The organism is Streptomyces sp. MA5143a (genome assembly GCF_900290235.1).
Taxonomy (GTDB): domain Bacteria; phylum Actinomycetota; class Actinomycetes; order Streptomycetales; family Streptomycetaceae; genus Streptomyces.
Genome location: NZ_OLMK01000096.1, coordinates 92999 through 111962 on the forward strand (window position 1 = coordinate 92999; position 18964 = coordinate 111962).

The window sequence follows — 18964 nt, forward strand, 5'->3', positions numbered from 1 at the left end:
GAAGACGACCTCATGAAGCGCCCCTTCCGGACCGCCCTGGCCGCGACGACGGTCGCCGCCCTGACCGGCGGCCTCCTCACGATCGTCACGGCCGCCCCGGCGTCCGCCGCCCCCGCGAAGTACGCGGACGACTTCAACGGCGACGGCTTCCGTGACTACGCCGTCTACTCGTACGGCCCGGGCGAGGCCAACAAGGGCGGCGGTGTCCTCGTCACCTTCGGCACGGCCGACGGCCCCGGCACGAAGACGCAGTTCATCGACCAGTCCAGCGCGGGCGTCCCCGGCACCGACGAGAAGGACGACTTCTTCGGCGAGGTCCGCACGGCCGCCGACTTCAACAAGGACGGCTACGGCGACCTCGCGGTGTCGGCCAACGGCGAGAATGTCGGCTCCTACAAGGACAACGGCACGGTCACCGTCCTGTGGGGCGGCCCGAAGGGCCTGTCCGGCGGCACCGCCCTGCCCAACAAGGGCGCGAAGGGCGTGTCCGGCCTCGCCACCGACCTCGCCACCGGCGACTTCAACGGCGACGGCAACCAGGACCTGGCCCTCGTCCGCGACAGCAAGACGTACGTCTACCGGGGGGCGATCACCAAGTCGGGTGTGAAGGGCTCGGTGAGCGTCCTGGACAAGGACACCTCGTCGTTCTACTCCACCGCCGTCATCGCCGGGAAGATCGACAAGGACGGCAAGACCGACCTGGTCGTCATCGGCGACGTCGTCACCGACACGTACATCGCCTCCGACGCCTGGTTCGTCAAGGGCGGCAAGACGAAGCTGTACCCCGGCAAGACCCTCCGTCTGGAGTCGGTGAAGGGCAACGGCGGCCAGGCCGAGCGGGGCGGCGACGGTGTGATCGCCGACTTCGACAAGGACGGCTACGGCGACATCGCGATCGGCACCCCGCTGTACGACAGGTACCGGGGCCGCGTGACCCTCTGGTACGGCGGCTCCACGGGCCCCTCCTCCAGGACGGCCCGCTTCACCCAGGCCACGAAGGGCGTCAAGGACACCCCCGAGGTCGACGACGCGTTCGGCGCGTCCGTCTCCGCCGGTGACGTGAACGGCGACGGCTACCGCGACCTGGCCGTCGGCGCGTACGGCGAGAAGCTCGGCACCCACGCGTACGCCGGCGCCGTCCACGTCCTCCTCGGCTCCAAGTCCGGTCTCACCGGTACGGGTTCGCAGTGGTTCGCCCGCGACACCCCCGGCGTCCCCGGCAGCCTGGACGACGAGTCCTTCGGCAACACGGTCCGCCTCCGCGACACCAACCGCGACGGCAAGGCCGACCTGTACATCTCCGCGAACTACGGCTCGCTCGTCCTGCGGGGCTCGACGAAGGGCATCACGACGACGGGCGCGCAGCCGGTCAACGGGGACATCATCCCCGGCATGCTCCAGTAGGCCGCACACCTCAGGCCCGGCCGGGAGACGACGGAGAACCACCCGGCCGGGCTCTTCGCCGTCCCGGCGGCCTCGACCCGGGCTCGGCGCCCTTTGGGACCGATGCATCCTGAACGGGAACTGCGGGACGTACGTCCGGTGTGAACCGGGTACGACTGGTTGCCCGACTGACGGCGGATGAACAGGGGGGCGGGGATGACGGGCTTACGCGGTGTGTTCCGGGTCCTGGGCGGTGCGGCGCTGGCGCTGGCGCTGAGCGTGACGGCGAACCAGGTCCTCTCCGAGGGGAACCTCAGCTGGACGTGGATGTACGTGTCGTACGCGGTGGCAGTCGCCAGCCTGCTCTATGCGGAGTTCGGTACGGCCCCACCCGCCACCGACGCGGCGCCACGCGGGCGGCGCAGGGTCTATCTGCGCCAACTCCGCGCCAATGTGCGGGACATGGAGACCGTCGGCATCGCCACCCAGAGCGAGTTCGTGTTCCGTATGCGCCAGGTGTACGTGGACGTGAGTGTCGTACCCCAGCCCCTGCACAGCGCGTCGAGAGAGCCGTACGTGGGCTCGGTGACCGGCGGGGAACGCCGGACCCTGGCATCGGTGCTCCAGGACGCCGAACGCGACGGGGCGTCCAGGGTCCTGGCGGTGATCGGCGGGCCGGGCTCGGGCAAGACGACCCTGGCCCGCAACACCGCGCTCGAACTCTGCGGCCATCGGTGGCGGCCCTGGAAGCGCCGGCTTCCCGTCCTCCTCTACCTCCGTGACCATGCCGCCGCCCTGCTGGCCGAGGAGCCCGAGGAGTTGGCGGCGGTCGCCGTCTCCGCCGGCTGGCTGAACGGCAAGGTCTCACCCCGCTGGTTGGAGCGACGGCTCGACCGTGGGCGTTGCGTGGTCCTGTTGGACGGTTTGGACGAGGTCGCCGACCCGGCGGAACGAGCCCGGGTGGTCGCCTGGGCGACCCGCCAGATCCAACGCCATCCCCACAACACGTACGTCGTCACCTCCCGCCCGCACGGCTACGAGTCGCATCCGCTTCCCGGTGGGGAGGTACTGCAAGTACGACGGTTCACCTGGCCACAGATCGAGCGGTTCCTGCGCCAGTGGTCGTACGCGACGGAGAGCCGCGCGCGGGCCGGCAACGGTCGGGAGGTGCGCCTGGCCGCCGAACGAAGCGCCGGCGACCTACTGTCCCGACTGCGGCGGCAGGCCGCGCTGTACGACCTGGCGGCCAACCCCCTGCTGCTGACGATGACGGCGAACGTTCATCGATACCGTGGTCAACTTCCTGGCAGCCGAGCGGAGTTGTACGCGGAGATGTGCGACGTGCTGCTGCACCGCCGGTCCGAGGCGCGTGGCCTGCGCGACGCCACCGGCCTGACCGGTCCGCACAAGCAGCACGTCGCCCAGCACCTGGCGCTGGCCATGATGAAGGCCAAGGTCCGGGACTGGCCGGTACGCGACGCCGCCAGGGCCATTCGCCGGGCCTTACGGCAGGTCCCCGGCGAGGTGGCGCCCGACGTGTTCCTTGAGGAGGCCCGCAAGAGCGGCCTGCTCGTCGAACGCGAGCAGGGCGTGTACGGATTCGCCCACCTCACCTTGCAGGAGTACCTGGCATCCGCCCAACTCGGCACCCCCCGTGCCGACTCCCGCGTACTGACCGACAGTGTCGAGGACCCGTGGTGGCGCGAGACGATTCTGCTGTGGTCGGCGGCCAATGACGCCACCCCCGTCATCGGCGCCTGCCTCGACCGTGGCACGGTTGCGGCTCTGGCCCTGGCCTTCGACTGCGCCGTCCAGGCCAGAACCGTCGATCCCGACGTCCGGGACCGCCTCGAAGCCCTGCTGGCTCCCCCGGCCTCCGATCAGCCCACCGACCCCGCCCGGCAGCGGCTCCTCGCCGGCGTGCTGGCAACCCGGGCCCTCCACGAGTCCATCCAGCTGGACGACACGACCGAGTTGTGTGGGCGTCCCGTACCTCGCGCCCTGTACGACCTCTTCGTCCACGAGGAGGCAGCGGCCGGCCGCCACCACCTCCTGCCTTCCGAGACCACCAGGGCCGGAGAGGGCGACGCAGCGGCCACGGGAATGCACGCGGGGGACGCGGAACGCTTCGTCGACTGGCTCAACACGATCAGCGGCGACGCCTTCTACCGACTCCCCACGCCCAGGGAACTCGGCGATCCGGCCGCCGCCCTGGTGGCCGACCTCGACCGTCACACCATCTGGGCCCTCGACGGCCACCGCACGGTCCTGCACCAGGCACCTGGGGCGCCCTGGCCCTACACCCCCGACCCCGACGAGATTCGCGCGGTCCCGGTGTCCGACCGTCGGCGGCTCGGGATCTACCTGGAAGTGCTGGCCGTCTCGACCGAGCGGCGGGAGCGGATCGAGGACTGGGCCGTCGTCCTCTCCACGGCCCTCGACCGCGTTCCCGAGGTGCGCGGCTCAGCCGCCCTCGCTCCCTTGGAACTCTCCCTCACCCTCGCCGTCGCCCTCGCGCTCGCACTGACCAGCGACCTCGTCCACGCCTCCGCCCGAGCCCTCACGGTCGGCCGCCCGCACGACAGTCTCGACGGCCTGCTGCGCCACAACCTCGAACTCGCCCGCCACCTGCGCCTCGGCCGACTCCTGCACCACGCCCACGCCCTGGGCATCACCGAGGGCCTGGACCTCGAGGCCATGGGCCGCGACCACCCGAGCGCCGATGACCGCGACATCATCATCACGCTGGCCCGCCGTCCGGAGCCGACCCGCGCCCTCGACATCGCGACCACCCGCGCCCTCGACCGGGCCCGCGACCTCGACCCTTCGGTGCCGATGGACCGGGTGGGTGCGCTCGACTACGCCGGCGGCTCGAACCGCGGCAGCCTGTTCCACTACGCCACGGGCCCCGATCTCGATGCCGCCCTCAGCCTCGCGCGGCTCCTCGACCCCGGGCGTGGTGACGTGCTCGCGACCAGCACGGAACCGGCCATCGCCCACGAGCTCGGCCGCAGGATCGCTCCGCCTCAGATCCCCGATCCGCTCCTCGCTCTCGCCCTCGTCTCCCCTGCGGAAACCCTGGCTGTTTCCCTCCAGGCCTTCCGTACCCTCTTCGCCGCCGGGAAGAGACCTGTCCTCACCCAGCCCGATGTCCTCACCGGCCTCGACAGCCTGCTGACGGAGGGGGCGACCGAGTCGTACGCCGGGCAGCAAACGCCGGACGATCCGGCCGGCGCCGTGTGCGACGTCCGCGACCTGCTGCGCTCCGCGCACCAGGGGGACCCCGGACGCTGGCTCGGCGAGGCACTGGCCCTGGTGACGGGCGCGGCGAACGTTCTCACCCAGACTCGTGCCAGGACGTCCGCCTGCGACGCACAGTCGCTGGCCTCCGCCCGCACCGCGCTGCTGGCCGCCATCGCGGCCCTGCGCAAGTCAGGGTTCCGCAACCCCGTGGCGATCCGCACCCTGCACCTGGCCTGGAGGAGCCTGGCAACACTCGACCGCCCCGCCTCAGCGAGGGCGGGACACCAGATCCTCATCGTCGCCCGCACGCGGTCCTAGACCGGCCCGGCAGCGGCGTCGTCGGCGGCGGGGCACGCGGGGGCGCCCCGTACCCGCGTGCACGAGAGCCCGCCCGCGACGACAATTGCCGTATCGCACATTCGAGCGAAACCAGCAGAAAGCCGGCGATCTCCCATGGCTGAACACCCCAACGCAGCGCTCGTCCGCAAGGGCTACGACGCCTTCACGCGCGGCGACATGGACACCCTCCGCGGCCTGATGGCGGCGGACTGCACGCACCACGTCCCCGGCAGCCACCTGCTCTCGGGCGACCACAAGGGCCAGGACTCGATGATTCAGCTGTACCAGCGGCTCTACGACGAGACCGGTGGAACGTTCAGCGTCGACCTGAGCCATGTGTGCGTGGACGGCCGGGGCCACGCCGTCTCCGTGCACCGCTACACCGCCGAGCGCGGCGACAAGCGCATCGAACAGAACGGCTGCCTGGTCTTCCGCATCGTCGGAGACAAGATCACCGACATAGACGAGTGCCAGGAGGACCTGGACAAGGAAGCGGACTTCTGGTCCTGAGGCAGAGGGCGGGGGTGGGGGTGCTGAAGGGGGGCCGCAGGCCCCCCTTCAGGGGCGCGGGGAACTGCGCGAGCAACCACGACACACCCGCACCCGCCCACGCACAGCGCCCCCCAACCCACTAGGCGCCCGGCCCCCCCAAGCGGAGCGCACCCGCACAACCCAACCCCACCTCCAGGTGTCAAACAGGTGAACCGCACCACCGCCGATATCCGGCCACCCACCTGGAGCCCCTCGTGCACAGACGGACGTACGCCCTGGCCGCCGCCGTAGCGGCCTGCTCGGCCACGACGGCACTCACGCTCTGCGCGGCCCCCCACGCGCTCGCCGCCCCCCAGCCCTCCCCCGTCACCAGCGACTTCAACGCCGACGGCTACGCGGACCTCGCCGTCGGCGTCCCCGACGCGACCGTGAACGGCAAGGCCAAGGCCGGCTACGTCCACGTCCTGTGGGGCGGCGCGAAGGGCGTCGGCCGCCACGGCGGCATCCGCATCAGTCAGGCCACCGCCGAGGTCCCCGGCACCCCGGAGAAGGGCGACCGCTTCGGCGCGGCCGTGGCGCTGGAGGACCTCAGCGGCGACGGCACGGCCGAGCTGATCGTCGGCGCCCCCGGTGAGGACGTGAACGGCCGCGGCACGGACGCGGGCGTGGTCGTCGTCGTGGGCGGCGGCAAGGGCAGCTCGCGCCCCGGCTCGAACGCCATGGTCGGCCCGTCGTCCAACGCCGCGTACGGCTGGTCGGTCGCCGCGGCCGACGTGACCGGCGACGGCGGCCGGGACATCGTGGTCGGCGGCCGCGACAAGGTCGTGCTGCGGGCCGTCGTCGACGGCGGCGAGGACCTCGTCACCACCACCGTCCTCGCCACACCCATGGGCGGCCGCGCCCCCCTCCTCGCCACGGGCGACTTCAACGCCGACGGCACGGACGACCTGGCCCTCGCCTTCCACACGATCAACGCCCCCTACACCCAGTCGCACGTACGGCTGTGGACGTGGGACCCGGCCGAGCGCCGCATGGACAACTTCTGGAACGCGAGCAACGGCGCGACCTCCGCCCTCGCCACCGGCGACTTCGACGGCGACGGCCTGGACGACCTGGCCCTCGGCGAGTGCCGGGAGATCGCCGACGAGAACATCGACGACCCGTGCGGCCCGGAGTCGTACGCCAAGGGCGGCGGCATCCACGTCCTCTACGGCCACCCGAGCTCGTTCGGTCTGCGCACCCAGACCCTCAACCAGGACACGGTCGGCGTGTACGGCGTCGCCGAGGACGGCGACCGCTTCGGCGCGTCCCTCGCCGTGCTGGACTGGAACCGCGACGGCCGCGACGACCTGATCGCCGGCGCCCCCGGCGAGGCCATCGGCAGCCGCGCCCGCGCCGGCGCGGCGACCCTGCTGCTGAGCCACAGCGGCGGCGTCCTCGACAAGTCCGGCGAGGCCACGTCCGTCGCGTACAACCAGGGCAGCCCCCATGTCCCCGGCGCGGCCGAGACCGGCGACGCGTTCGGCGCGGCCGTCGCGACCGGCGACTACGACAAGGACGGCGTCCCCGACACGGCGGTCGGCGCCCCCGGGGAGAACGGCGGCTCCGGCGGCGTCTGGCTCCTCCCGAAGACCTCCACGAAGGGCTCGTACGCCCTCACCCCGTCGAACCTGGGCCTCCCGTCCCCGACGACGGCCCTGCAGTACGGCAGGTACATGAGCAGCCACTGACCCGGGCCCCGGCCCCGGCACCGGCACCGGCCCCGGCCCCGGCAGGGCCAAAGTCCCCTCGGGACACCCTGAGTACTCGCGGATGATCCCGGAACGAAATCTCCGACCCGAGTACCTGACGATCCCTTAGGGGATGTCACAGCTCGGCCGCAAAGCCGGGCCGGTGCCCCCCGGCCCGGCACGCCGCTCGCCGGGACCAGGTACGTTCGATGACGTGGCTGGATTCAGGATCGGACGCGGCCGGGACAACGGCGCTCCTCAGACGCGACCGCAACACCCCCCGCACGGACAGCAGGCCCCGCAGGCCGGCGGCCCGTCGTACGGCTATCCCCAGACGCCACCGGGCCCGCCGTACGGCGGCGGCCGGGGCGGCAACCAGGGCTGGCCGCAGACGCACGGCGGCCGCCCGGGCAACTACGGCCCCCAGGGCCACCAGGGCCAGGGGAACCACGGCGAGCCGGAGTACTTCGGCGACGGCGGCCACGGCGGCGCCGGCGCGGACCCGTACGCGGCCAACAACCCGGGCCACACCCAGATGTTCGCCGTCGGCGAGGACCCGTACCAGCAGGGCGGCACCTACCGCGCCGGGAACGCCCCCGCGGCCCCGGTCGGCCCGCGTCTGCCGTGGAAGGACCTCCTGAAGGGCATCGTCACCAGCCCGAACCAGACGTTCCTGGTGATGCGCGACTACGCGGTGTGGGGCCCGGCCCTGATCGTGATGTTCCTCTACGGCCTGCTCGCCGTCTTCGGCTTCGACACGGCCCGCGAGGACGCGATCAACGCGACGCTGTCGAACGCCGTGCCGATCGTCCTGGTCACCGCCGTGACGATGGTGCTGAGCACGTTCATCCTGGGCGTGGTCACCCACACCCTGGCCCGTCAGCTGGGCGGCGACGGCGCGTGGCAGCCGACGGTCGGCCTCTCCATGCTGATCATGGCGCTCACGGACGCGCCCCGTCTGGTCGTGGCGATGTTCGCGGGCGGCGACGCGCCCTTCGTCCAGATCCTCGGCTGGATCACCTGGGTCGCCGCGGGCGCCCTGCTGACCCTGATGGTCTCCAAGTCCCACGACCTCCCCTGGCCGAAGGCCCTGGGAGCATCGGCGATCCAACTGATCGCGATCCTCTCGCTGATCAAACTGGGCACGTTCTAGCCCCGGAGCAACAGCCTCCGAGCAGGCACCGACCCACAGAGTGAGGGGCTCCCGGCCAACCGACCGGGAGCCCCTCACTCGGTGCGCGGCGGGCGCTGACAAAGCCGGTGCTGCCGAATTCCCTCAGTAGAGGATGACTCTCCAGCGCTCAACCCACAGCAGCCATTCACCGCCCGGACCGCGGACCTGGACGCGGTCGTCCTCCACCTGCCGGACGTCGCCGTAGAGCGTACCGTCGGGGAGATCCACCCTGACGATGTCATGGACGTCCAGGTCATCCTCGACCGGCCGAGCCCACGCATTCGAACAGTGATCGCAGCGATAGGCGACCACATCGCGCCCCTCAGCAGTCATCGGCCGGCCCGGACGGACCGCTTCGACGAGGCACCGAGGGCACGGGTCGGCAGTGTGTTCGCCTACTGATCGGGACATCGTCCGATCCTGCTGTACAGCAACCAGCACAGCAACCCCAGCAACTGCCAGCGACCGACACCGGCCCTCACGGCCCGCCCTATCGCTGCCACGACGGCTTTCAAGATCGCTCGCCTGAGCGCCAAGCAAACGCATCAGCGCAGTTCAGAGCGCTTCCTTGTTCTCCTTCTGCGCCTCGCCCGACTTATGTACTGGAGGCAGGACACTCCAGGGAAAGTTGATCCACTCGTCCGTCCGCTTCCACACGTACTCGCACTTCACGAGGGAGTGGGACTTCTCATAGATCACGGCGGACCGAACCTCGGCGACGGCGTCGAGGCAGAAGTCGTGGACGAGCTTGAGCGTCTTGCCCGTGTCGGCGACGTCGTCCGTGATCAGGACCTTCTTGTCGGAGAAGTCGATCGCGTTGGGCACGGGCGCGAGCATGACGGGCATCTCGAGGGTGGTGCCGACGCCGGTGTAGAACTCGACGTTGACCAGGTGGATGTTCTTGCAGTCGAGGGCGTAGGCGAGCCCGCCGGCGACGAAGACACCGCCGCGGGCGATGGAGAGGACGATGTCGGGCTCGTACCCGTCGTCGGCGATGGACTGCGCGAGTTCGCGCACGGCGACGCCGAACGCCTCGTAGGTGAGGTTCTCCCGGGCCTGGGCCACGCTCACACCTGCGTCCGATGGAAGTTGAGGAAGGACCGGGAGGCGGTCGGCCCCCGCTGCCCCTGGTACCGCGACCCGTACCGCTCGCTCCCGTACGGGGCCTCGGCCGGCGAGCTGAGCCGGAACATGCACAGCTGCCCGATCTTCATACCGGGCCACAGCTTGATCGGGAGCGTCGCGAGATTCGACAGCTCCAGCGTCACGTGACCGGAGAACCCGGGGTCGATGAACCCGGCGGTGGAGTGCGTGACGAGCCCGAGCCGCCCGAGGGAGCTCTTGCCCTCCAGACGGGAGGCGAGATCATCGGGCAACGTGATGACCTCGTAGGTGCTGGCGAGGACGAACTCCCCGGGGTGCAGGATGAACGGCTCGTCACCCTCGGGCTCCACGAGCCGGGTGAGATCCGCCTGCTCGATGGAGGGGTCGATGTGGGGGTACCGGTGATTCTCGAACACCCGGAAGAAGCGATCGAGCCGCACGTCGATGCTCGACGGCTGCACCATGGATTCGTCGTACGGATCGATCCGCACCCGTCCCGCGTCGATCTCGGCCCGGATGTCCTTGTCTGAGAGAAGCACGCCCCGAGGATACGCAAGACGCGCGGACCCTCCGCATTCGGGCGGGGAACCGCGCGTCTCACACCTACCGAAACCGGCACCGCACGCCTACGCCGCACGACGCCACAGCAGCACGACGGCTACCGCATCTCCTACTGGCCCACTGCTTCCCGCTTCACGCTCACCGCTTCTGCAAGGCGACCGGCACGACGCTGCGCAGCCGGGCGCAGCGAGGGCAACGGATGAGCCGGCCGGGGCCGAGTCGCTCGGCCTGCTGCATCGGGAACGAAGCGGTGCTGAACACGTGCCCATCGGCACAACGGACGACGGTGCGCTCCATCAAGTCCAAGAGTCCCTTCCCCAAGAGCCGCGTCTGATGGCCGACCTCACGCCGACCTGACGACGAAAGCCACATTACGGGATGATTGGGACGGCCCTCCAGGCGGCACTCCGATCCACCGGAGGCCCCCACGGACCCTCTTCCGCACCCCCACCGTACGCCCCAACTCCCGCGCCCCGCAGCCCCCGTCCCCACCCCTGAAACAGGCCCGGGCCCCACGTCATCAACACGCGGGGCCCGACATGAGGTAAAGTAACGAAGCGTTCCGACACCGGCACCGACCGGCGTCTCACGCGGGTGTAGTTTAATGGTAGAACATCAGCTTCCCAAGCTGAGAGCGCGAGTTCGATTCTCGTCACCCGCTCCATGATGAAACCCCAGGTCAACGGCCTGGGGTTTGTTTGTTGTCTAGACCAATTTGGGGGTTGCGTGCCCTCCGTGTGCCCTAAATCGAGGCCACGCACCCCTTTACCGGACCCTCGGGCGTCACTTTGCCCCCTCCAGCCCACGACCGTCTCAAATACCGAGACGCATTTCATGTGACCCGCGGCACAGGTCGAGCAAATGGCGACTAAGTCGCTTACGCAAAGGGCCACTTGCGCGGCGGTGGTATGGCCGGGCGATTCACAATGCCCAGTATGGCCACCAGGTACGACCGTTCCCGAAGACGCCGAACGACAGCGCGCTGTGGTCGCCTCACGCAGAAGGGGACTCCGTGCAAGCTCCCGCAGGAGATCGGCAAGGGCTGTCGGCACCATGCCACCCGAGCAGAGCGCGAAGCCGCCGCAGAGGAGGCGAGGGCTCGTGCCGAGAGCGCGAGGCAGCAGGCGGAACGGAAGCGACGGGCCGTTCTCGCTGTGGTCGCTCTCGTCACCGTGACCGTGTTCGCCGGCCTCGGTGTCGCCATCTGGAACGGATGGAAGGACGACGAGCATGAGGCCATGTGCCGGCCGCACCGGACACAGGCACTGGCCCTGAGCGACAAGGCCCGCGCCATCCGGATTCCCCTGGTGTTCGCCGGCGACCCGGACATCAGCATCCTGCAGCTCGGGACCGATTTCCCCGACGGCCTGGGGAGCCTCGACGCTACGCCCGCGACCGAGGTGGACATATCCAGCGCGTACTCCGAGAAGCGGACCCTGGCCGGACAGGCAGCACGTCTCGTTCTCGATCACCGAGAGTGCTTCGGTGACGATTTCATCGCCGCCGCTTCCCGGATAGAACAGGCGCCCCCCGAGGTCAGGCGGGTCGAGATGCCGTCGCCTGCTCACTGCGCCGACGGATGGCCGTCCACCTCAATCGGCCGACGAGGGGCCTGCTCACACCACGGCGGCGTGGTACCGGCACAGCCTTGGGCGACGCTGTTCTTCGACTGATCATGCACGGCAAGTCCCGCATCCAGAATCTCCGAGCGCGCAGGACTCCGACCGCGACCTTACGCAGGCGCCAGGTGTCCCAGCACCTCACGAAGGGTCGTGCCTACGACCGGTCCTGCGACCGCCACCTGACGAAGGTCATCGACCTTCATGTAGCGGTAACTCTGGGGAGGGTGGAACGTCCCCGCAGCCCGCAATGCCCCGAGTGTCACCGGTTCGTCAAAGGAAACCGGTTCCTCCAGCGTCAGACCACTCGCCTGGGTCGCACCGTTCATGTAGGCGTCGTACTCGCGCCGGGTGATCCCCGTCTGGCTGCGGTGGACCGACCAGACCTCCTTGGGAGAGGCGACATGAACCGCGGCAATGCGCGCCATGCCCACCAAGGCCATGGTGGGCGCGGTCGCATAGAGCAGAACTCGGGTTCCGGGAGGGGCGGCGACGCGCTGGCGACGAACCTCCACCGTCTTGCTGCCGGCCAGGATCGCGGTAGCGAAGCGCGGGTGGACGGACAGCAGCATCGCGCGTTCCGGATCGTTCACGTCTTTCGGTGCCCCTCTTTGTAGACCGCCTGGAACAGCTCGTTGCTGATCTTCGACAGCGAGATCAGCGAGTTCGACGACCAAGGTAGTCCCAGCTCCCTGGCCAGCGAGGTCAATCGCCGAAGCGCCACCGGCTCGGGGAAGATCTCGGTGTCCGAGAACCTCAGCGCCATGGCGTGGCCGGAGGTGTCAGCGGCTTCCTGCACCTCAGCCCGACCATATACGCCCAGGTGTTCGAATTTCGAGAAGAGGGCATCCGGTGTGTCGATGAGCACCTCGTCGAGACGCGAACTGCCCACCACCATTTGGCTTTCCACCGCGGACTTGCTCTCGCTGACATACCAGAGCAGCCGCGCAGGGACACTCTCCCCGCGATGGCCGGAAGAGCGGTAGTAGACGTGCTCCCGGCTGATTCCCAGGACGTCACTCCGCGGCACGAGCATGGCGGGAACATTGAACAGCTCGGTCGACCAGCGGGGCTTGATGGGCACCACGAAGGACGGCAACTCGGAGTCGATGACCTTCGCCGGCCACCACGTCCGCTCCACTACAGCGGCCACCTCAGCCGACATTCCGGCCCGGAGCGCGGCCGTCTCCACGGTCAGCTCGCGGGCGAGTCCGCCAGCCACCGCCTCCACCTCGGCCGCCGTCCCGCACACATTCACCAGGAGAGCGACGAGCCTGCCGTCGTGCTCGAAGAACCCGTCATCCCCTGCCGCGGCTTTCGCCGCCTCGGAGGGATGGGGATCGCTGATGCGGATGATCTCGGCACCGCAATCCCGCCCCAGCCGCTTGAGCAGGAAGAGAAGTTGCCTGGCCAGGGTCTCTTCCAACCGGTGGCCGGCCGTGCGGAGTACGGGCACGATCAGGGTTCGCCCGTCCAGGGCCCACGCGTACAGGGCAACGGGGTGGCCTTCTCCGTCGCGCAGCAGTTCGCGATGCCACGCAACCGCTCCCCCGTTCAAGGAGCGCAGGCGCTCAGCGAAGGTCGCCCCGTCGTCATGACCCGACTGATGAAAGAACGCGACCAATTCGTCCTCCGCGCCTGGCGCCATCTCGCTGGACCTGAACTCCGTTCCCATCAGATCGGCCGGGCGGTATACCTGGGCCTGCCGCAGCTCGTCCACGTGGAGAGTCACCGTGGCCGGTGAGACGACGCGAACCCGGGCGACCTCCCAAGCCACCTCGGCTACGCGGGTGAGCAACGGATCTCGCGTCGCAAGGACTTGTAGTCCGGCACACGACGTCTCGGCCACGTACTGAAGACAGCTCTGAAGCTCGGCGCCAACGGGCAGATCCGGCAGCGCCTGTGTGGCGGCATGGAGGAGTTCACGGCTTCTCTCCTCCACAGCAGCCGAGGCGGGTGAAAGCTTGCGCAGGCCGGTGAGCGCCGCCCGCTGGTGCTGCCGCTCTGCCGTATCCGTGAGGTCCCGGAGCGCATGGAACAACTGCGGTGTGTAGGCGAGCTCGACCAGATCCGTCATCCAGCCTGCTTCAAGCGCGCGGGACTCCTCCGCGTCGGGCGCATCGGCGAGGCCACGCAGATCGGCGAACACGCCATGGTCGACGGTCACCACCAAGAGCGCGTCGCTCTCCATATCCGTGAACAGGTCTGGATGGCCAAGGTCCAGCCACCACCCGTCAAGGATCTCGCCGTCACGGCCTCGCCCTTGGACCTCACCGTGAGGGACGAAGCCCAGACTCCTCCACATCCCACTGAGCTTGTAGTCCCGTCGGCACTTGGCCTTGATCCCGAGTCGTTGTGGATAGCGCTCCTTGATGCCCTCCACCAGCCGGCGTCCGATTCCTCGCCCACGCTGCTCCTCCGCCACGCACAGATGGGCGAGGCGTATGTGAGCGCTTCTCTTCGGTAGCCCGAACAGTGCGTAGCCGATCACCTCGTGCGCTTCGACGGCCACCAGAAGGCCGCCGTCCTCAGCTGCCTTCCGGTAGGCAGGCGGCGTCAGGAGACCGAGTGTCTTGGTGTAGCGATCGCCCAGGGTTATGGCCTTGTCGATCAGCTCGTCCTGCGCAGGCGAAACGGACACCAACTTGATCGCCATTGCTTCCCCTCCCAGTTGGGCCAGGCGTAACCGACCGCAACTCCCCTGTCACTTACATACGTGGGAAAGCTGATCTCAATCACGCGTCTCGCTCAAGGGGGCACGAGGGGCGCACGGTGCTGCGGGGGCTATCACCGCTCCACTACCGCGTTCGGACCCGGTCGACAGAACCGTCGGCCGGGTCCGAACGCCGCGGCGTACTCATGCCTGTTCGCCTCGCCTCTGCTCGCCAGCTGACTCGCGCAACTGCTGGCGTACCTCAGCGTCGATCCCCTGCGCCAGCCTCCGTTGGTGCTTCGCCGTCGAGTGCTGATAGATCAGCTGGGCCCGCTCCGAGGACTGGCCTGCGCGGACCATGAGGTCCTTCAGCTTGGCGCCGGTGTCGGCAGCCAGGGTGTTGCCGGTGTGGCGGAGGTCGTAGAAGCGGAAGTTGTCCGGCATGCCGACCTTGGCCCTCGCCATGCGCCACTTGCGGCCGAAGGTCGAGCGGCGGAACGGTGCGCCCTTCTCCCCGATGAAGAGGAGGCCGTCCAGCTCCTTCTCGGCGAACCACTGAAGGTGGCGACGCAGCTCCGGGAGCAGGAAGTCGGGCAGGTACACGGTGCGCTTGCCCGCCCGGGTCTTGGGGTCGCCGGTGACCCGTCGGCCGTTCGTCAGCTCCGGCGAAGCCTGTGTGACGCGCAGGGAGCATTCGTCGAGATCGACACTGTGACGGCGGAGTTCGGCCAGTTCCTCCGGGCGGAGGGAGGCGAAGGCGCCGAGCAGGACCATCAGGCGCCAGCGCGGTCCCATGGCGTCGGCCAGGTCGAAGACCTGGGCGATGGTGGCGGTGGGACGTTCGTCGGCCTCCTCCTTGCCTGCGCCCTTGATACGGCATGGGTTGTTGCGGAGTAGGTCGTCGTCGACTGCGGTCTGAAGGATGGCCTTCAGCAGGCGGTACGACTTGGCGACCGTGGTGGCGCCGGTCGCCTTCAGGCGCTCGGCGCGCCACGTGCGGACGAAGGGCGGGGCGATCTCGTCCAGGTCCTTGCCGCCGAACGTCGGCAGGATGTGGAGACGGAGCAGTCCGTCGTAGCGGTCGACGGTGGTGGGAGCCAGGCCGCGTTCCTCCAGCCAACGGAGTGCGTACTTCTCGAAGTTGACCGCGCCGGCGTCCGGGTCGCGCCATGTGCTGCGCTCGATGTCCGCACGGACGAGGTTGAGCCAGTCCTGGGCATCAGACTTGGTCTCGAACATCTCCGGTGCCTTGTGCCGTTGACCGTCCGGTCCGAGGTAGCGGGCCTGCCATCGGCCGGAGGCGAGCTTGCGTACCGTGCCGAACTCGCGCCGCCTCTGCGGCTTGCGTGCCGCCATCAGGCCGCCTTCCCGTAGCGGGCACGGATGCGCCGGACCGGCTCGACGGTGCGCGCCTCGACGTACTCGGTGATCGCGCTCTCGGGGATGCGGACCGGGCGGCCGAGCTTCACGTAGCGGATGCGGCGCTCGGCGATCAAGCGGCGGACGAAGCGCTCGCCCATGCCGAGCATTTCGCCGGCCTCGGCCACGGTCAGGAGGCGGTCAGCCATTCGCGGTCACCTCCTGCGCGATGCAGACGGTGCGCCGGGAGCGCGGAAGGGCAGGGGGTATTGCGGGTCGGCGCAAGGGCGTTGGGTCCTTTACTCGGGGTGGTTGGGCGTGGCAGGCCGTTCGGCGGGCGTCGCCTGGAACTACGTGGCGCGGATCCCGTGCAGGAGGGCCAGGGGCGAGACCCGGAGAGCCTGGGCGAGGGCGACGAGGTCGTCGATGTCACAGCGGCGTTGGGCGCGTTCGATGCGGGACAGCATGGTGTTGGTCATCGGACGGCCGAGAGCGGTGACGCTGGCGGCGAGCTCGCGCTGGGCGAGGCCGCGTTCGGTGCGGAGTATTTCGATGGTGCGAGCGGTCCGTATTCCGGCCGGTCCGATTTCCAGGGATCGTGCTGCCATGGCTCCATTTGTAGCTTCCATTCGCCGGTTTGGTTAACCGGCGATCGTCGGCTATGTTGCGCCCGGCGAACGGGCTGGGCTTATGGTTCCGAGTATCCGGTTGGCGGTGCCTTCGCCAGCCCGATGACATGCTCTGACGTGGGGTGTTGTGTTGTAGCTTGCACTCTCAGCGGGAGTCAACGGGTTCCCGATGTGATGCTTCTGGCTTCACCTGACGGTGCATTATTTCGGCAACCGGCGATCCGGGTTTATGGTTTTGTTCCTGCCTCGCAGCACACGTTCGCCGTCAGCTGTCTGATTTCCCGGCGGAATGCTGGACTTGTGCGGCATGGGTGTGGCTGTCTTGGCCATACGACGCCACCAGCCCTCCCCTGCGCCTTCGGACCGGGGCTGTGTGCACCCCCCTCCCTGTGCATCGCCCGACGAGGGCCGATCGCACCTCCCCGTCCTGACCTAGGAGCCGCCGCCCGATGAGCTACGACGCCCGCGAATGGGTGTGGGACCACAGCCGCAGCAAGGGCACCGCCCGCATGGTCCTCGCCCTGATCGCCGACCGGTGCCGCGACCGGCACTGCGTCGCGTACGCGTCCGTGCCCACCCTCATGAAACGCGCCAACGCCTCCCGCTCCGCTGTGCGCGACGCCCTGGCGAAGCTGATCGCCAGCGGCGAGCTGGTGCAGCTCCCCGACCGCAAGGGGCCAAGGGGAGAGACGTACTACTGCCTTCCAGTCGCCGCCAGGTTCCTCGCCGATGAGCCCCGAGAGGGGGACCGAAATCCGGCACCTCAGGGGGGTCGGATTCCGACCCTCGGGGGGCCTGAATCCGACCCTGCCGAGCCCTTCGAGGGGGGATCGGAATCCGACCCCGGGGAACGAAATCCGGCCCCCAGGGGGTACGAATTCCGACCCGAGGGGGGTGCAGATTCTGACCCCCAGAACTGTAGAGAACCGAAGGTGAACGGTAAGAGCAGCAGCAGCTCCCCACTCGTCTCCGCCACCGAGTGGCAGATCGACGACGACGCCCGTGTCTGGCTGCAGCACCGCGGCCACCTTGACCGACTCGGCGAGCATGCCCTGCACGCCGCCGACGAGAAGTGGCGCACCTACCGGAGCTCGTGGGCGCCCCGCACCGCCGCCGCGTGGGCCGCCGACTGGCGCGCGTGGATCGCCCGGGAGCACACCCCCACCACTGGCCGCCCCAACCTCTACGCCCTGCCCGGCGGCACACCCACCCCGACCACCGGCATGACGCGCTCCGAGGCGCACATGGCCGCCCTGCTCGCCGCCCTCGACGAACCGACCGGAACGGAGTAACCCGCCCTTGGACCGACGCGAAGTCGCCGCCGTCCTCGCCTACATCGGACGCCTCGACCCCCGCACCATCCGCACCGGCACGGGCGAGGCCCGTGACCAGATCGCCCAGTGGCAGGAGCTGCTCGCCGACGTACCCTTCGCCACCGACCACGGCTGGGACGTCCGCGAGGCGATACGGTCCCACGTCCTCGACTCGCCGTACCCGATCCTGCCCGTGGACGTCGCCCGCCGATGGCGTGCCCACCGACGCGACCGCCTCGACCGGCACACCGACCCCACTCCAACTGCCGACCCCGACAATCCGGTCGCCTGGCGTGCCGAGCTGCTCCGTGCCCGGAACGCTGTCGCCGCCGGCATGGCCGCCCCGTCGACGCACCGGCAGATCACCAGCGATGGCCGGCCTCGCGACATCGAGGAGCGCCTGCGCGAGATCGGGTCATGCATCCCGCCGACCGTCCGCGCCGAACTGGCCCGCTACCGTCCGACCCGCGCTGCGCGCGAGGCCGCCGTCGCCGAGGGCGTCCCCGATGCGCTCGGTGTCCGGTGCGACTGGTGCCACGCCCCCGTGGGCTCCCCGTGCCGTCAACGCAGGGCGAGCCCTGACGGAGCCGCCCGGGGCAACGCTGTGCGTGCGACTCCCCACCCCTCGCGCGTCGACCTCGCCGCTGCCCGGATGGACCGACACCGAGTCGCGTGACGCGTCCCGGCTTCGCTTCTCGCGGCAGCTGCGTGCGGCTACGACCGTCGGTCCCGAACTGGTCGTACACGGTCCCGACGAGCACTTCGGGGACCGCGTCCCGGGGACCGTACCGACGGCTTCGGGGACCGGTCCCCTCTGAAACCGCAGCCCAGAGGGCCTTTCATCGCGGTCCCCGGAGCGTCCCCAGCAACGGGGACCGTCCTCGGAGTAGCCCCTTCGGTCTCCTCGGGGACCGGGACCGTGCAGTGGAAGCGGGACGGTCCCCGTGACGATGTGTCAGGGGGACCGTCCCCAATGCGCATCGTGTCGCGGTCCCCAAGCGTCCGGGGGACCGTGCCCCGCAGCGCTTTGGGGACCGTCCCCCTGCTCTCCTCGCAACGACAGCCCCGCCCTGACGGCGCCTACCGCAACCCCCACAGCCGTCGAATCGCCCTGGCCACTGGCCTCATCTGCCATCGCTCGGCGCCTCGGCAAGTCAGCCCCCGTATCAACCATGCCCCGGAGAACCACACGTGCACGACCGACACAACGAACACACCAACCGGCAGGAGACACCCATCGCCCAAGACAACCGCGCAGCAAGTTGTCCCGGGAGCAATGCTCCCGGGGTTCCCGCCCCAGGGGTGGCGGGAGCAGCCCTGCGCCAGGGGGCACCGGACCGTCAGGTTGCGACCGAGGGCGGACCG

General features: G+C 69.5%; 16 protein-coding genes and 1 tRNA gene. 9 read left to right on the forward strand and 8 right to left on the reverse strand.

Annotation, left to right across the window (positions count from 1 at the left end):
• Nucleotides 1-12: 12 nt before the first annotated feature.
• From SMA5143A_RS34445 to SMA5143A_RS34465, 5 genes are all read left to right on the forward strand, one after another.
• A complete protein-coding gene (locus SMA5143A_RS34445; protein WP_107466749.1) occupies nucleotides 13-1404 on the forward strand; it encodes an FG-GAP and VCBS repeat-containing protein in 1392 nt (463 codons plus the stop codon).
• Between the two features lie 195 nt (nucleotides 1405-1599).
• Nucleotides 1600-4944 carry an NACHT domain-containing protein gene (locus SMA5143A_RS34450; protein ID WP_181362143.1) on the forward strand — a complete coding sequence of 1115 codons (3345 nt, stop codon included), beginning with the start codon at nucleotides 1600-1602 and terminating at the stop codon, nucleotides 4942-4944.
• Nucleotides 4945-5079: 135 nt separating this feature from the next.
• Nucleotides 5080-5475, forward strand: a complete 396-nt coding sequence (locus SMA5143A_RS34455) for a nuclear transport factor 2 family protein (RefSeq protein WP_107466751.1) — start codon at nucleotides 5080-5082, stop codon at nucleotides 5473-5475.
• Between the two features lie 236 nt (nucleotides 5476-5711).
• The gene (locus SMA5143A_RS34460; protein WP_258193893.1) at nucleotides 5712-7187 is read left to right on the forward strand and encodes an FG-GAP-like repeat-containing protein; all 1476 of its coding nucleotides are present in this window, start codon (nucleotides 5712-5714) and stop codon (nucleotides 7185-7187) included.
• Nucleotides 7188-7320: 133 nt separating this feature from the next.
• Nucleotides 7321-8340, forward strand: coding sequence for a Yip1 family protein (locus SMA5143A_RS34465; RefSeq protein ID WP_107424077.1), 1020 nt, complete (start codon nucleotides 7321-7323; stop codon nucleotides 8338-8340).
• 123 nt (nucleotides 8341-8463) lie between these two features.
• Here the strand turns inward: SMA5143A_RS34465 and SMA5143A_RS44260 are convergent, their stop codons facing one another.
• From SMA5143A_RS44260 to dcd, 3 genes are all read right to left on the reverse strand, one after another.
• A complete protein-coding gene (locus tag SMA5143A_RS44260) occupies nucleotides 8464-8589 on the reverse strand; it encodes a hypothetical protein (protein ID WP_258193894.1) in 126 nt (41 codons plus the stop codon).
• Nucleotides 8590-8916: 327 nt separating this feature from the next.
• A complete protein-coding gene (locus tag SMA5143A_RS34475) occupies nucleotides 8917-9426 on the reverse strand; it encodes a phosphoribosyltransferase (protein ID WP_107466753.1) in 510 nt (169 codons plus the stop codon).
• Nucleotides 9427-9428: 2 nt separating this feature from the next.
• Nucleotides 9429-10004 (reverse strand): dCTP deaminase, encoded by a 576-nt coding sequence (gene dcd, locus SMA5143A_RS34480; RefSeq protein ID WP_107466754.1) that lies wholly within the window; start codon nucleotides 10002-10004, stop codon nucleotides 9429-9431.
• Between the two features lie 612 nt (nucleotides 10005-10616).
• On the opposite strand from dcd, the gene SMA5143A_RS34490 reads away from it, so the two are divergent.
• Both SMA5143A_RS34490 and SMA5143A_RS34495 read left to right on the forward strand, forming a co-directional pair.
• Nucleotides 10617-10690 (forward strand) — tRNA-Gly (locus tag SMA5143A_RS34490).
• A 508-nt stretch (nucleotides 10691-11198) separates the two neighbouring features.
• Entirely contained in the window at nucleotides 11199-11699 is a 501-nt protein-coding gene (locus SMA5143A_RS34495) for a hypothetical protein (protein WP_181362145.1), read from the forward strand.
• Nucleotides 11700-11758: 59 nt separating this feature from the next.
• On the opposite strand, the gene SMA5143A_RS34500 is transcribed toward SMA5143A_RS34495, so the two are convergent.
• From SMA5143A_RS34500 to SMA5143A_RS34520, 5 genes are all read right to left on the reverse strand, one after another.
• On the reverse strand, nucleotides 11759-12238 hold the full coding sequence (locus SMA5143A_RS34500) for an ASCH domain-containing protein (protein WP_258193895.1): 480 nt from the start codon (nucleotides 12236-12238) through the stop codon (nucleotides 11759-11761).
• Nucleotides 12235-14301 (reverse strand): GNAT family N-acetyltransferase, encoded by a 2067-nt coding sequence (locus SMA5143A_RS34505; RefSeq protein ID WP_107466758.1) that lies wholly within the window; start codon nucleotides 14299-14301, stop codon nucleotides 12235-12237. Before SMA5143A_RS34505 ends, SMA5143A_RS34500 begins: the two co-directional genes overlap by 4 nt.
• 201 nt (nucleotides 14302-14502) lie before the next feature.
• Nucleotides 14503-15654, reverse strand: coding sequence for a tyrosine-type recombinase/integrase (locus tag SMA5143A_RS34510; RefSeq protein ID WP_107466759.1), 1152 nt, complete (start codon nucleotides 15652-15654; stop codon nucleotides 14503-14505).
• Nucleotides 15654-15866 (reverse strand): helix-turn-helix domain-containing protein, encoded by a 213-nt coding sequence (locus SMA5143A_RS34515; protein ID WP_107466760.1) that lies wholly within the window; start codon nucleotides 15864-15866, stop codon nucleotides 15654-15656. The genes SMA5143A_RS34510 and SMA5143A_RS34515 overlap by 1 nt, the downstream gene beginning before the upstream one ends.
• A gap of 141 nt (nucleotides 15867-16007) precedes the next feature.
• Nucleotides 16008-16265 carry a helix-turn-helix domain-containing protein gene (locus tag SMA5143A_RS34520; RefSeq protein WP_107466761.1) on the reverse strand — a complete coding sequence of 86 codons (258 nt, stop codon included), beginning with the start codon at nucleotides 16263-16265 and terminating at the stop codon, nucleotides 16008-16010.
• 470 nt (nucleotides 16266-16735) lie between these two features.
• On the opposite strand from SMA5143A_RS34520, the gene SMA5143A_RS34525 reads away from it, so the two are divergent.
• Entirely contained in the window at nucleotides 16736-17578 is an 843-nt protein-coding gene (locus tag SMA5143A_RS34525; protein ID WP_107466762.1) for a helix-turn-helix domain-containing protein, read from the forward strand.
• Between the two features lie 7 nt (nucleotides 17579-17585).
• Nucleotides 17586-18275, forward strand: coding sequence for a zinc finger domain-containing protein (locus tag SMA5143A_RS34530; protein ID WP_107466763.1), 690 nt, complete (start codon nucleotides 17586-17588; stop codon nucleotides 18273-18275).
• Nucleotides 18276-18964: the final 689 nt, after the last annotated feature.

What these genes read in the sequence shown, in the direction of transcription:
- SMA5143A_RS34450 (WP_181362143.1), top strand. Translation starts at nt 1,600, where the DNA reads ATGACGGGCTTACGCGGTGTGTTCCGGGTCCTGGGCGGTGCGGCGCTG.
- SMA5143A_RS34505 (WP_107466758.1), bottom strand. Translation starts at nt 14,301, where the DNA reads ATGGCGATCAAGTTGGTGTCCGTTTCGCCTGCGCAGGACGAGCTGATC.
- SMA5143A_RS34445 (WP_107466749.1), top strand. Translation starts at nt 13, where the DNA reads ATGAAGCGCCCCTTCCGGACCGCCCTGGCCGCGACGACGGTCGCCGCC.
- SMA5143A_RS34520 (WP_107466761.1), bottom strand. Translation starts at nt 16,265, where the DNA reads ATGGCAGCACGATCCCTGGAAATCGGACCGGCCGGAATACGGACCGCT.
- SMA5143A_RS34455 (WP_107466751.1), top strand. Translation starts at nt 5,080, where the DNA reads ATGGCTGAACACCCCAACGCAGCGCTCGTCCGCAAGGGCTACGACGCC.
- SMA5143A_RS34515 (WP_107466760.1), bottom strand. Translation starts at nt 15,866, where the DNA reads ATGGCTGACCGCCTCCTGACCGTGGCCGAGGCCGGCGAAATGCTCGGC.
- SMA5143A_RS34525 (WP_107466762.1), top strand. Translation starts at nt 16,736, where the DNA reads ATGAGCTACGACGCCCGCGAATGGGTGTGGGACCACAGCCGCAGCAAG.
- SMA5143A_RS34465 (WP_107424077.1), top strand. Translation starts at nt 7,321, where the DNA reads ATGTCACAGCTCGGCCGCAAAGCCGGGCCGGTGCCCCCCGGCCCGGCA.
- SMA5143A_RS34510 (WP_107466759.1), bottom strand. Translation starts at nt 15,654, where the DNA reads ATGGCGGCACGCAAGCCGCAGAGGCGGCGCGAGTTCGGCACGGTACGC.